The organism is Bacillus sp. J33 (assembly GCF_000518885.1).
In the GTDB taxonomy this organism is placed as follows: Bacteria; Bacillota; Bacilli; order Bacillales; family Cytobacillaceae; genus Cytobacillus.
The window spans coordinates 1-13,990 of sequence record NZ_JAEL01000011.1 but is presented as its reverse complement, the minus strand read 5'-3'; the positions used below and the strand labels follow the sequence as shown (position 1 = coordinate 13,990).

Genomic DNA, 13,990 nt, shown 5'->3' with positions numbered 1-13,990 from the left:
GTGTTTTTTATTCAGTTTGTGCTAAAATGCAAAGGTAATGATATGAGATATGGGGGTTGCCTTTGTGTTTTATTACATAATCGCTTTGTTTGTGATTGCTCTTGACCAGCTGACAAAATGGCTTATTGTAAAGAACTTTGAACTGGGGGAAAGTGTAAAAGTTATCGAAGACTTTCTCTATATTACATCACACCGAAACCGTGGTGCGGCCTGGGGAATCCTGCAGGGCCAAATGTGGTTTTTCTATGTAATAACCGTCATTGTCATTATTGGAATTATTTTTTACATTCAAAAAGCAGCTAAAGGCAAATTGCTTCTGGGTGTCTCTTTGGGCTTAATGCTTGGCGGAGCGATTGGAAACTTTATTGACAGGGTATATAGGAAAGAAGTAGTTGATTTTATCAACACCTATATTTTTGGCTATGACTTCCCCGTTTTCAATATTGCTGACTCGGCATTGGTGATTGGAGTAGGGATGCTGATGATCCAGATGCTGCTTGAGGAGAGAGAAGCAAAGAAGAAGGAGAAATCTTATGGAGAAAATGGAACACATCATTCCTGATGAACAGGCAGGAGAAAGAATAGATAAAGTTTTATCCACACTTAATGCTGAATGGTCCAGAACCCAAGTTCAGCAATGGATTAAAGACGGCAATGTTCTTGTAAATGGAACAAAGCCAAAAACCAATTATAAATGTTCATTAAATGACCGGATTGAAATTTCAATACCTGAACCTGAAGAATTGGATGTTGTTCCTGAAGCAATGGATTTGGATATTTATTATGAGGATCAGGATGTCCTGGTCGTAAATAAGCCTAAAGGAATGGTTGTCCATCCGGCAGCAGGTCATGGGACAGGCACCCTTGTTAATGGACTTATGGCACATTGCAAAGATCTTTCAGGTATAAATGGTGTAATGAGGCCCGGAATTGTCCATCGGATTGATAAGGATACAAGCGGGCTATTAATGGTTGCTAAAAATGATTTGGCCCATGAAAGTCTTGTCAATCAGCTGATGAATAAAACCGTTACACGTAAATATCGTGCCATCGTCCACGGTGTGATTCCACATGACTATGGAACAATTGATGCACCGATTGCAAGGGATCCAAAGGACCGCCAAAGCATGACAGTAGTGGATAATGGGAAACATGCAGTCACTCACTTTCATGTTCTGGAGAGATTTAAGGATTTTACCCTGGTGGAATGCCAGCTGGAAACTGGCAGGACCCATCAAATCCGTGTCCACATGAAGTATATCGGCTACCCCCTTGCTGGAGATCCGAAATACGGACCAAGAAAGACACCGGATCTTGGAGGCCAGGCCCTTCATGCGGGTGTTCTGGGATTTGACCATCCAAGAACAGGTGAGTACCTGGAATTTGAAGCACCGCTTCCTGCATATTTTCAGGAACTCTTAGACAAACTTGCAAATAATCGTTGACAATATTCGATATCTGCTATAAGATGACTATAGTTGAATAAGTCCTTTAAAACAGTCCCGTGAGGCTGGGAAGGAAACGGATAAGAATAGGGGATTGTATCCTTATTCTGCAGTCAGACGACTCGTTTACCCTCTCGCCCAATCGGCGGGAGGGTTTTTATTTTGATAACTTCCCCGCCGGAAAAAACAGGCGTTCCGAGCAATTTAATTACTAGAGGTGATTCAAAAATGCAGCAAAAAGCAATTGTACTGGACGATCAAGCAATCAGAAGAGCATTGACAAGGATTGCCCATGAAATCATAGAAAAGAACAAAGGAATCGAGAATTGTATCCTGATTGGCATCCGGACAAGGGGAATTTACCTTGCAAATCGCCTGGCAGAACGGATCGAACAAATAGAAGGAGCACAAATCGCAGTGGGCGAGCTCGATATCACATTATATAGAGATGATCTTACGAAAAAAACTGAAAATCAGGAACCGCTTGTTAAAGGTTCAGATATCCAGCATGATATCAATGACCAAAAGGTTATCCTGGTGGATGATGTCCTCTACACAGGCAGAACAGTAAGAGCGGCCTTGGATGCTTTGATTGATATTGGGCGGCCGTCTCAAATTCAGCTCGCTGTCCTTGTAGACCGGGGGCATAGAGAACTTCCGATTAGAGCTGATTATGTTGGGAAAAACATACCAACTTCCAGTTCGGAGAAAATAGTTGTCCAGCTAAAAGAAGTAGATAAAGACGATCAAGTAAGCATATTTGAAAAATAAATAGCCCTTTTTAAATGCAGTCCAGAGAGGCTGACAAAGGGGAACCCAGCAGAAGCAGTCTGTCTTTTGCTGTGCTCTCGTACCCTCTTGCACCTCTGGCAAAGAGGGTTTTATTTTAAAAAAAGAGAGAGGCCTTTAGGCCCTGGAAAACTGTCTAGCAAAACGCTTTAGCATTTCAACCAAAAGGAGAGATCGGAATGAATAAACCTATTTTGGATATAAAAGATGTCCCAAAACCAGCCCACTGGCTGACACTAAGCTTACAGCACTTATTCGCAATGTTCGGAGCTACAATCCTAGTGCCATACTTGGTTGGTCTAAATCCTGCAATTGCGCTGATTTCCAGCGGACTTGCAACCATTGCATTTCTAATCATTACTAAGTGGCAGGTGCCAGCCTACTTAGGATCATCGTTCGCTTTTATCGCTCCGATCATCGCTGCAAAAACAGCTGGCGGCCCTGGTGCTGCCATGATCGGAAGCTTCATGGCAGGTCTTGTATACGGTGCTGTTGCCTTAATCATTAAAAAAGCAGGATACAGATGGATTATGAATCTGCTTCCGCCGATTGTAGTCGGCCCTGTTATTATCGTAATTGGCTTGGCGTTAGCGGGTACGGCTGTTGGAATGGCAATGAATAACCCTGAAACGGGAGAATACAGCATGCTGCATTTCTCAGCTGCTCTTATCACATTGGCAGCAACAATCATCTTTTCCATCTATGCAAAAGGCATGCTCAGCATGGTGCCGATTCTCGCAGGAATTATCATCGGGTATGTTTACTCACTGGCAGTTGGCCTCATCGACTTCTCACTAGTGCAGCAGGCAGCATGGTTTGAAATGCCGGAATTCTTGATTCCTTTCGCGGATTATGAAGTAAGGATCACTCTTGACCTGGCTCTTCTGATGATCCCAGTGGCAGTGGTGACAATCTCGGAGCATATCGGTCATCAGCTTGTACTTGGAAAAGTAGTCGGAAAAGATTATATTAAAGAACCTGGTTTGCACCGTTCCATTCTTGCAGATGGAACAGGAACAATGATCTCTGCACTAATCGGCGGACCGCCAAAAACAACATATGGCGAAAACATAGGCGTATTGGCTATCACGAAAATATACAGTGTCTATGTACTCGCAGGTGCGGCAGTTATCGCAATCATCTTCGGATTTATCGGAAAGGTTACAGCCCTTATCAGTTCAATTCCAACCCCAGTAATGGGGGGAGTTTCCATCCTGCTGTTTGGAATCATAGCATCATCCGGTTTGAGAATGCTTGTTGACAGCAAGGTAGACTTCGGAAACAACCGCAATCTGGTAATTGCGTCAGTCATCCTTGTACTGGGAATCGGCGGTGCGCATATTGAAATTTGGGCATTCAAACTGGAAGGAATGGCCCTGGCAGCAATCAGCGGCGTCCTGCTGAACCTGATTCTTCCTGGCAGAGAAGAAGCCAAGGAAGATATGTTTGAAACTGAAAACGAAAAAAAGAATAACGTAGCATAACACTTTTTAACTAAGTCCAGAGAGTCTTAAAAGGGTGTTGGCGGCAAGCAGGCTAAGCGGAACCCGTGTATCCGTATGCCTAATTGCCTCAACTGCAGCACCCTGACCAAATCGGCAGGGTGCTTTTTTGGAAAGATGTTTCAAAGCTAACTGTTGATAATCAACACCCAAGGTTGAAAGAACCTTATTATATTCTTTAAAAAAAGGCTGTGTTAAAGCTGATTGTTGGTTATTAGCACCCTGTTGATTGGAGCGGAAGGTGCGAGACTCCTGCGGGAGGAGCGTGTCAAAGGGAGACCCCACAGGCACGAATGTGCCAAGGAGCGTCGGACCGCCCGCGGAAAGCGAGCTCCTGGAGCGAAAATCAACAGGCGAATTTAACAGAGCCTAAAAAAAGAGGAGGGAAATCATGAAACATTTGCTTACTACCTCGGATTTACAGATAGAAGAAATTAATGAAATTCTGGGAGACGCACAGTACTTTTTAAACGGCGGGACATGGACACCCGAACATAAGGTTTTTGTCGCCAACCTCTTTTTTGAAAACAGCACCAGAACAAAATGCAGTTTTGAAGTAGCAGAAAGGCGGCTTGGGCTGGATATCATCCCTTTTGAAGTAAGCACATCAAGTGTATCAAAGGGCGAATCTTTATACGATACAGTAAAAACGCTTGAAGCCATCGGGGTTCATGCAGTAGTCATCCGCCATAGCCAGGACCGGTATTTTGATGAATTGGCAGGCAAGAGCGGGGTTTCCATCCTGAATGCAGGGGACGGATGCGGACACCATCCAACACAATCATTGCTTGACTTGCTGACGATCAAGCAGGAGTTCGGATCTTTTGAAGGATTAAAAGTGGCAATCATCGGCGATATTGCACATAGCCGGGTGGCCAGATCAAATGCGGATGCACTTGTCAGGCTGGGAGCTAAAGTTGTTTTTTCAGGCCCTAAAGAATGGTTTGATGAAGAACTGCTCGAGAATGGCGTGTATGAAGATGTAGACACAGCGATTGAAACTTCTGATGTCGTTATGCTTTTAAGAATCCAGCATGAACGCCATGAATCTAAAGCGAATCGTACGGCTGAAGAATATCACCTATCTTACGGATTAACAGAAGAAAGGGAAAAAAGAATGAAGCCAGGAAGCATAATCATGCATCCTGCCCCGGTAAACCGCGGAGTTGAAATTGCAGATAGTTTAGTAGAATGCGGGCGTTCAAGAATATTCAAGCAGATGCAAAATGGAGTATTCATCCGGATGGCAGTGTTAAAAAGATCCATTGAACAAATTAAAGGGGGCACTAACGATGTCAATATTGATCAAAAATGGCCAGTTGCTTACTAATGAAGGGGAATTCCAAAAAACTGACATTTACATAGAGTCAGGAAAAATCGCTCAAATAGGCACTAATATTCAAAAAGAAGCCCAAGAAATTATTGATGCGGAAGGCTTGCTGGTTTCTCCAGGTTTTATAGACCTTCATGTACATTTGCGTGAACCGGGCGGAGAAAAGAAAGAGACAATCAAAACTGGCACAAAAGCTGCAGCCAAAGGCGGTTTTACAACGGTCGCAGCAATGCCGAATACAAGGCCAGTTCCTGATACGAAAGAACAGCTTGAAAAATTGAACAAGCGGATTGAAGAGACCGCAGCCGTCAAAGTTCTTCCTTATGCATCAATTACGATTCGTGAACTTGGCAAGGAATTAACGGACTTTAAAGAGTTAAAAAAGGCTGGAGCGTTTGCTTTTACAGACGACGGAGTGGGAGTACAGTCAGCAAGCTTAATGCTGGAGGCGATGAAGAACGCAGCAGAAATCAATATGCCGATTGTTGCCCACTGTGAAGAAAATACCCTTATTAATAAAGGATCTGTACATGATGGAGTTTTTGCTAGAGAGCATGGGCTGAACGGTATTCCCTCCGTCTGTGAATCTGTACAAATTGCACGGGATGTCCTGCTTGCTGAAGCAGCCGGCTGTCATTATCATGTCTGCCATATTAGCACGAAGGAATCTGTAAGGGTGGTAAGAGATGCAAAGCGTGCGGGGATTAAGGTTACTGCTGAAGTAACTCCGCATCACCTTCTGCTTTGTGATGAAGACATCCCTGGGCTGGATTCAAACTTCAAAATGAATCCGCCTTTAAGGGGTTCGGATGACAGAGACGCGCTTATTGAGGGGCTGCTGGACGGCACGATTGATTTTATCGCAACCGACCATGCTCCGCATACAGCAGAAGAAAAAGAGGAAGGCATGGCACTGGCGCCTTTCGGCATTGTTGGCCTTGAAACTGCCTTTCCGCTGCTCTACAGCCATTTTGTAGAGAAAGGGATCTTCACATTAAAGCAGCTGATCGATTACTTAACAGTTAAGCCAGCAGAAGCATTTGGACTTCCATTTAGTGAATTATCGGCCGGAGCAGAGGCTGATTTAGTCCTTCTGGATTTGAACCATCAGGAAGAAATTGATCCTGCACAGTTTTTATCAAAAGGTAAAAATACCCCATTCTCAGGATGGAACTGTAAAGGATGGCCTGTAATGACAATGGTAAATGGAAAAATTGCCTGGAACAAAGGGAGTGTAAAAGCATGAAAAAACAGCTGATTCTGGAAGATGGAACCATTTTTATTGGGGAAGGGTTTGGAAGCGATGTGAATTCAATCGGCGAGGTTGTATTCAATACAGGAATGACGGGGTATCAGGAAATCCTTTCCGACCCGTCCTATTGCGGGCAAATTGTCACTTTGACCTACCCTTTAATTGGAAACTACGGAATCAATCGAGATGACTTCGAATCGATCTCACCGGCCATTTCAGGTTTTATCGTTAAAGAAGCAAGCGACTATCCTTCCAACTGGAGAAATGAGCAATCACTCGATTCATATTTCAGAATGAAGAACATTCCTGGTATTGCCGGAATTGATACAAGAAAACTGACAAGAATTATCCGGCAGCATGGAACTTTGAAAGGGGCAATCTGCAGCATAAATGAAAGCCCGGATACGATTATTGAAAAGCTGCGGGCAACAAAGCTACGTAACGACCAGGTTAAACAGGTCTCAACTAAAACGCCTTATCCGAGCCCAGGACGGGGCAGCAGAGTAGTCCTTGTGGATTTCGGCATGAAACACGGTATTTTAAGAGAGTTAAATAAACGGGACTGTGATGTAATAGTAGTACCTTACAATACTTCCGCAGAAGAAATTCTTAGCTTGAGCCCGGATGGTGTCATGCTTTCCAATGGCCCTGGAGATCCAAAAGATGTTCCTGAAGCCATCACAATGATCAAAGGCCTGTTAGGAAACGTGCCTGTCTTCGGAATTTGCCTGGGTCATCAGCTATTTGCCCTTGCATGCGGTGCCAATACAGAAAAAATGAAATTTGGCCACCGCGGATCCAATCATCCGGTAAAAGATTTGCGCACGGGAAAGGTTGCCTTAACATCACAGAACCACGGATATTCAGTTGAAGAAAATTCAATTGCAGGTACTCCGCTTGAAGTTACGCATATTGCATTAAACGATGGAACGATCGAAGGTTTAAGGCACAAGGAAGTACCGGCATTTACAGTCCAATATCACCCGGAAGCTTCACCGGGCCCTGAAGATGCTAATGGATTATTTGAACAATTCCTGCAAATGATTGAATCACATAAAGAGGAAGGTGCTGCAGCATGCCAAAGCGTACAGATATAAAAAGTATTTTAGTAATCGGATCAGGACCTATTGTAATCGGCCAGGCGGCGGAGTTTGATTATGCCGGAACACAGGCCTGTATTGCCCTGAAAGAGGAAGGATACCGGGTAATCCTTGTGAATTCCAACCCGGCAACGATTATGACCGATACTGAGATTGCTGACGCAGTGTACATTGAACCTCTTACCCTTGAATTCGTCAGCCGCATCATCCGCAAAGAACGTCCGGATGCACTGGTTCCGACACTTGGGGGACAAACTGGATTAAATTTGGCTGTAGAGCTGGCTGAGTCTGGTGTTTTAGAGGAATGCGGTGTAGAGATACTTGGCACTAAATTATCCGCTATTCAAAAAGCTGAAGACCGTGACCTTTTCCGCAGTTTGATGAATGAGCTTGGTGAGCCGGTACCTGAAAGTGAAATTATCCATAATCTTGAGGAAGCATTTGAGTTTGTGAGCAAGATTGGATATCCGGTAATTGTACGTCCTGCGTTCACACTTGGAGGAACAGGCGGGGGAATCTGCCACGATGAAGAAGAACTAATTGAAATTGTGACAAGCGGTTTGAAGAACAGCCCTGTTACCCAGTGTCTTCTTGAAAAAAGCATCGCCGGGTACAAGGAAATTGAGTATGAAGTAATGCGAGACTCGAACGACAATGCAATCGTGGTCTGCAATATGGAAAACTTCGATCCTGTTGGTATCCATACTGGCGATTCGATTGTTGTAGCGCCAAGCCAAACTTTGAGTGATCGCGAATATCAGCTGCTAAGAAACACATCATTAAAAATCATTCGTGCTCTGGAGATTGAAGGGGGCTGCAATGTCCAGCTTGCCCTGGATCCGGATAGCTTCAATTACTACATTATAGAAGTAAACCCGCGTGTTAGCCGATCGTCTGCTCTGGCATCAAAGGCAACAGGATATCCGATTGCGAAATTGGCAGCAAAAATTGCAGTGGGGCTTACGCTTGATGAAATGATGAATCCTGTTACAGGAAAAACATATGCTTGCTTTGAACCAGCCCTGGATTATATTGTTTCAAAAATTCCGCGCTGGCCATTTGATAAATTTGAATCTGCCAACCGTTCACTTGGAACACAAATGAAAGCCACTGGAGAAGTGATGGCAATCGGGCGCACACTTGAGGAATCCCTTTTAAAAGCAGTACGTTCGCTTGAAGCAAATATCCAGCATCTGGAGCTAAAAGATGCTGACCGGATCTCGGATGAATTGATTGAAAAAAGGATTCGAAAAGCAGGCGATGAGCGCTTGTTTTATATAGGTGAAGCCATTCGCAGAGGAGTCAGCATTGAAACGATTCACGACTGGAGCAAAATTGACCTGTTCTTCCTTCACAAGATTAAAAAAATAATAGACTTTGAAAAAGCACTGGCAGAAAATCCTTTTGACCAGGAAACTGGACAAACGGCCAAAGAAATGGGATTTGCCGATTCGGTAATTGCGAAGCTTTGGGAAACCAGCGAAATGGAAGTCTACAACTGGAGAAAAGCAAACAGCATTGTCCCAGTATACAAAATGGTAGATACATGTGCTGCCGAGTTTGAATCAGAAACACCATACTTCTATGGAACGTATGAAGATGAAAACGAATCACTGGTAACAGACCGCAAGAGTGTGGTTGTTCTCGGGTCAGGACCAATAAGGATTGGCCAGGGAGTGGAATTTGACTACTCAACCGTTCATGCGGTATGGGCGATTAAGGAAGCAGGATATGAAGCGATCATTATAAATAACAATCCTGAAACTGTTTCAACAGACTTCAGCATCTCCGATAAGCTTTACTTTGAGCCACTGACGATTGAGGATGTCATGCACATCATTGATCTGGAGCAGCCTGAAGGAGTAGTGGTGCAGTTTGGCGGACAGACTGCTATTAACCTTGCCTCTAAGCTAGTAGAAAGAGGGGTCAAAATTCTAGGAACATCTCTTGAGAATCTTGATCGTGCAGAAGACCGCGATAAATTCGAGCAAGCACTTTCAGATCTTGGCATCCCGATGCCAAAAGGAAAGACAGCTTTATCTGTTGAACAGGCAGTCACCATTGCAAGTGAAATTGGTTACCCTGTGGTAGTCCGCCCATCTTATGTCCTTGGCGGAAGAGCGATGGAAATTGTGTATAAGGAAGAAGAACTTCTTCACTATATGGAAAATGCAGTGAAAGTTAATCCAGAGCACCCGGTATTAATTGACCGTTATTTAACTGGCAAAGAAATAGAAGTAGATGCCATTTCGGATGGAGAAAATGTGCTCATCCCAGGCATCATGGAGCATATCGAAAGAGCGGGAGTTCACTCAGGTGATTCGATCGCAGTTTATCCTCCGCAGAACATCTCGGACGGAATCAAAGAAAAACTGGTTGAGTACACACAAAAGATGGCTAAGGGACTTGGGATCATCGGCCTTCTCAATATCCAGTATGTAGTCTCCAAAGGTGAGGTATACGTACTTGAAGTGAATCCGCGCTCAAGCCGGACAGTACCATTTTTAAGCAAAATCACTAATGTGCAGATGGCCAAAATAGCAACCAAGGTTATTTTAGGACAGTCAATAACCCAGCAGGGATACGGATCAGGCCTTCTTCCGGAAAGAAGCGGCGTCTTCGTAAAGGTTCCGGTTTTCTCATTTGCCAAATTAAGAAGAGTGGACATCACATTAGGGCCTGAAATGAAATCAACTGGAGAAGTAATGGGGAAAGATAATACCCTCGAAAAAGCCCTTTATAAAGGACTTGTCGCTTCCGGCATGAAAGTTCAGCCATTCGGTACCGTTCTTATGACAGTGGCGGACAAAGATAAAGAAGAAGCATTGCAGCTGGCGAAACGATTTGTGTCTATCGGCTACAGGCTGATGGCAACGAGCGGAACGGCTTTATTCCTTCAATCTGCTGGCATACCTGTCAAAGTGACTGGGAAAATCGGCTCTGAAGGGCAAAATCTGCTTGATGTTATCAGAAGCGGAGAAGCCCAATTTGTAATCAATACCTTAACTAAAGGCAAACAGCCAGCCCGGGATGGCTTCCGAATCCGCCGCGAATCTGTTGAAAATGGCATTCCATGTCTAACTTCTCTGGATACTGCTGAAGCAATTCTTCAAGTAATTGAATCTATGAATTTCTCAGCTGATGCGATGGATAAAACTGAACAAGTTCAGGAGGCGGTTCTGTCTTGATCAAACAGGAACTATGCACGGTTATCTCACAAAATCAAATTGCAAGTAATATTTACGAGCTCACCCTTCAAGGTGAGCTTGTGTACGAAATGACAGAACCAGGCCAGTTTGTTCATTTAAAAGTAGCAGATGGATATGACCCTATGCTCAGAAGGCCAATCAGCATAGCAGAAATATTGCCGGAAAAAAGCCAATTTAAGATGATTTACCGTGCGGAAGGAAAGGGAACCGTAAAGCTTTCTGAAAAAAATGCTGGCGATCGTGTCGATGTTCTAGGACCGCTTGGAAATGGATTTTCAGTCAACGAGGCTAAAAAAGGCGATACTGCACTTCTGGTTGGCGGAGGGATCGGAGTTCCCCCTCTATATGAATTGTCAAAGCAGCTTGTTAGCCGCGGTATAAAGGTTATTCATGTACTTGGTTTCCAATCAGCGAATGCAGTTTTTTATAAAGAAAAATTTGCAAAGCTTGGTGATACCTATATTGCCACTGTGGATGGAAGTATGGGAACAAAGGGCTTTGTAACGAATGTAATAGAGGAATATGAAATTGATTTCGATATTTTATATTCCTGCGGGCCGACACCAATGCTAAAGGCCCTTGAAAAGCAGTATCCTAATAAAAATGTGTACCTATCCCTCGAAGAACGCATGGGCTGCGGTATAGGTGCATGCTTTGCCTGTGTCTGCCATACCGGGGATGATCCGGATGGGTACAGCTATAAAAAGGTCTGCAGTGACGGCCCAGTTTTTAAAGCGGGGGAGGTTGTCCTATGAGTTCATTAAAAATTAGTCTTCCAGGGCTTGATCTGAAAAATCCGATTATGCCGGCATCAGGCTGTTTTGGATTCGGAAGAGAATTCAGCCAGCTTTATGATTTAAGTAAGCTCGGTGCGATTATGATTAAAGCAACAACTCATGAGCCTCGATTTGGCAACCCTACACCAAGAGTTGCAGAAACATCAGCAGGTATGCTGAATGCGATTGGCCTGCAGAATCCCGGACTCGAAAAAGTTGTGAATGAAGAGCTCGTTTGGCTCGAACAATTCGATGTACCTATTATTGCCAATGTAGCCGGATCACAGGAAGAGGATTATGTGGCTGTTGCCAAAAGAATTTCAGCTGCAAAGAATGTGCATGCACTTGAACTAAACATCTCCTGCCCAAACGTAAAAACAGGCGGGATTGCCTTCGGAACCATTCCTGAAACAGCTAAAAACTTAACGAAAAGAGTAAAGGAAGTTTCGGAGGTTCCAGTATATGTAAAACTGTCTCCAAACGTAACGAATATAGTAGAAATGGCAAAAGCAGTTGAAGACGGCGGTGCAGACGGGTTAACCATGATAAACACGCTTATTGGCATGAGAATGGATCTAAAAACCGGAAACCCGATTTTGGCGAATAAAACAGGCGGCCTTTCCGGCCCAGCCATTAAGCCAGTGGCTCTAAGGATGATTTATGAAGTCAGTCAGCATGTATCCCTTCCAATCATTGGCATGGGCGGAATTGAATCAGCAGAGGACGTAATAGAGTACTATTATGCAGGTGCAAGTGCAGTGGCTGTAGGCACAGCGAATTTTGTAGATCCATTTGTTTGTCCGAAAATTATCGATGAGCTGCCTGAACTGATTAAAGGCCTTGGCTATGAACATATATCTGAGTGTACCGGAAGGAGCTGGAAAAAGCATGAAAAAGCCGCTTATTATTGCTCTTGATTTTGCAGGGAAAGAAGAAGTAAATCGTTTTCTTGCAAACTTTGAAAATGAAAAACTATTTTTGAAGGTCGGCATGGAATTATTTTACCAGGAGGGACCCTCCATCGTTTACGATTTAAAAGACCAAGGACATGATATTTTTCTGGATCTAAAGCTCCATGACATTCCAAATACGGTAAAAAGCGCAATGAAAGGTCTTGCGCGTCTGGGCTGTGATATGGTGAATGTACATGCAGCCGGTGGAAAAGCCATGATGGAAGCAGCACTCGAAGGCCTGGAATCGGGCAGCGCAGTTAAAAGACCATACTGTATTGCAGTGACACAGCTGACAAGCACTTCCGAACCGCAAATGCAATCAGAGCAATTAATTCCCGTCACATTGAATCAATCCGTCCTGCATTATGCCAGCCTGGCAAAAGAGGCAGGGCTGGATGGGGTGGTATGTTCAAGTTTTGAAGCGAGAGACATTGTCTCCCGCTTAGGAGAATCCTTTTTAACTGTAACGCCGGGCATCAGGCTGTTATCAGATGATTCTGGGGATCAAAAGAGAGTTGCCACACCGGAGTTCGCAAGAGGAGAAGGGGCCTCTGCTATTGTTATGGGGCGCTCCATTACCAAATCTGAAAATCCATTAAAGAAATATTTACAATGCAAGCAATCATGGGAGGGTGTATTAAATGAAGCGTAATATAGCAGAAAGATTATTGGACATAAAGGCAGTAGCATTAAACCCAAACAATCCATTTACATGGTCTTCAGGACTTCGTGCACCCATTTATTGCGATAATCGTTTGACATTATCTTACCCTGAGGTTAGGAAAGAGATTGCAGCTGGCCTTCAGGAAATTATTAAGAAACAATTTCCCGAAGCTGAGCTAATTGCCGGTACAGCAACAGCTGGAATTCCTCATGCAGCCTGGGTCAGTGATTTGATGAACCTGCCAATGTGCTATGTCCGTTCCAAGGCAAAAGGGCATGGCAAAGGCAAGCAAATAGAAGGAAAAGCTGAGGAAGGTCAGAAGGTAGTTGTTGTAGAAGACCTAATTTCAACAGGCGGAAGTGCCATAACTGCTGTAAAAGCCTTAAGAGAAGCAGGCTGTGAGGTGCTGGGTGTTGCAGCAATCTTTACATACCAGCTTGAAAAGGGAAAAGAAATGCTGGCTGAAGAGAACATTAAGGCATTCGCTTTGACAGATATCGAGGCGCTGACAGAGGTTTCAATTGAAAAGGGCTATATAGAGGAAGAAGATATGGAGAAATTGTTGGAGTGGCGCAAAGATCCTGCTGAGTGGGGAAAAGTTAAACAATAACTTTTTTAAAGAATTTTCATTAGTAAAACAAAAAAGCAAGCGGCTGAGCTTGCTTTTTTTTATTATAGGTTTTAAAACCACGTGCTCTGCACGTGTGAAAACAAAGCTTCTAGAGTGGTAATGTGACATAAAAAAACTCCTATCGTTATAATAGAAACTGGCCGTCAAACCAACTTCTATATAACGAAAGGAGCAGTACTCATGAGTGACAATAGTTTATCACATACCAGGTGGAATTGTAAGTACCACATCGTTTTCATCCCAAAATACAGAAGAAAAGTAATTTATGGAAAGTTGAGACGAGATATAGGAGCGATATTGAGAAGGCTGTGTGAAATGAAAGATGTGGAAATCATT

13 protein-coding genes are annotated in these 13,990 nt (G+C 43.8%); all 13 read left to right on the top strand.

What is annotated here, in order from left to right; translation table 11 throughout:
* Window positions 1-64 precede the first annotated feature (64 nt).
* Window positions 65-562 (top strand): signal peptidase II, encoded by a 498-nt coding sequence (gene lspA / locus L634_RS0104925; protein ID WP_026581479.1) that lies wholly within the window; start codon window positions 65-67, stop codon window positions 560-562.
* Complete coding sequence (locus L634_RS0104920) at window positions 534-1,445, top strand: RluA family pseudouridine synthase (RefSeq protein ID WP_026581478.1); 912 nt, start codon at window positions 534-536, stop codon at window positions 1,443-1,445. Before lspA ends, L634_RS0104920 begins: the two co-directional genes overlap by 29 nt.
* A 228-nt stretch (window positions 1,446-1,673) precedes the next feature.
* The gene (gene pyrR / locus L634_RS0104915; protein WP_026581477.1) at window positions 1,674-2,216 is read left to right on the top strand and encodes a bifunctional pyr operon transcriptional regulator/uracil phosphoribosyltransferase PyrR; all 543 of its coding nucleotides are present in this window, start codon (window positions 1,674-1,676) and stop codon (window positions 2,214-2,216) included.
* A gap of 197 nt (window positions 2,217-2,413) precedes the next feature.
* The gene (locus L634_RS0104910) at window positions 2,414-3,718 is read left to right on the top strand and encodes a solute carrier family 23 protein (protein WP_026581476.1); all 1,305 of its coding nucleotides are present in this window, start codon (window positions 2,414-2,416) and stop codon (window positions 3,716-3,718) included.
* 409 nt (window positions 3,719-4,127) lie between these two features.
* Entirely contained in the window at window positions 4,128-5,066 is a 939-nt protein-coding gene (locus L634_RS0104900; protein ID WP_026581475.1) for an aspartate carbamoyltransferase catalytic subunit, read from the top strand.
* Window positions 5,029-6,315, top strand: coding sequence for a dihydroorotase (locus L634_RS0104895; RefSeq protein ID WP_026581474.1), 1,287 nt, complete (start codon window positions 5,029-5,031; stop codon window positions 6,313-6,315). Before L634_RS0104900 ends, L634_RS0104895 begins: the two co-directional genes overlap by 38 nt.
* Window positions 6,312-7,418: a carbamoyl phosphate synthase small subunit gene (locus L634_RS0104890; protein ID WP_026581473.1), complete on the top strand. Its 1,107-nt coding sequence runs from the start codon at window positions 6,312-6,314 to the stop codon at window positions 7,416-7,418. The genes L634_RS0104895 and L634_RS0104890 overlap by 4 nt, the downstream gene beginning before the upstream one ends.
* On the top strand, window positions 7,397-10,609 hold the full coding sequence (carB, locus tag L634_RS0104885) for a carbamoyl-phosphate synthase large subunit (RefSeq protein WP_026581472.1): 3,213 nt from the start codon (window positions 7,397-7,399) through the stop codon (window positions 10,607-10,609). The genes L634_RS0104890 and carB overlap by 22 nt, the downstream gene beginning before the upstream one ends.
* Window positions 10,606-11,385 (top strand): dihydroorotate dehydrogenase electron transfer subunit, encoded by a 780-nt coding sequence (locus L634_RS0104880; protein ID WP_026581471.1) that lies wholly within the window; start codon window positions 10,606-10,608, stop codon window positions 11,383-11,385. Before carB ends, L634_RS0104880 begins: the two co-directional genes overlap by 4 nt.
* Window positions 11,382-12,323 (top strand): dihydroorotate dehydrogenase, encoded by a 942-nt coding sequence (locus L634_RS0104875; protein WP_026581470.1) that lies wholly within the window; start codon window positions 11,382-11,384, stop codon window positions 12,321-12,323. The genes L634_RS0104880 and L634_RS0104875 overlap by 4 nt, the downstream gene beginning before the upstream one ends.
* A complete protein-coding gene (gene pyrF, locus L634_RS0104870) occupies window positions 12,295-13,011 on the top strand; it encodes an orotidine-5'-phosphate decarboxylase (RefSeq protein WP_026581469.1) in 717 nt (238 codons plus the stop codon). The genes L634_RS0104875 and pyrF overlap by 29 nt, the downstream gene beginning before the upstream one ends.
* Window positions 13,001-13,633 carry an orotate phosphoribosyltransferase gene (gene pyrE, locus L634_RS0104865; RefSeq protein WP_026581468.1) on the top strand — a complete coding sequence of 211 codons (633 nt, stop codon included), beginning with the start codon at window positions 13,001-13,003 and terminating at the stop codon, window positions 13,631-13,633. The genes pyrF and pyrE overlap by 11 nt, the downstream gene beginning before the upstream one ends.
* 201 nt (window positions 13,634-13,834) lie before the next feature.
* Window positions 13,835-13,990: IS200/IS605 family transposase (locus tag L634_RS30640; RefSeq protein ID WP_034262012.1), on the top strand; the 156-nt coding region annotated here is incomplete at its 3' end.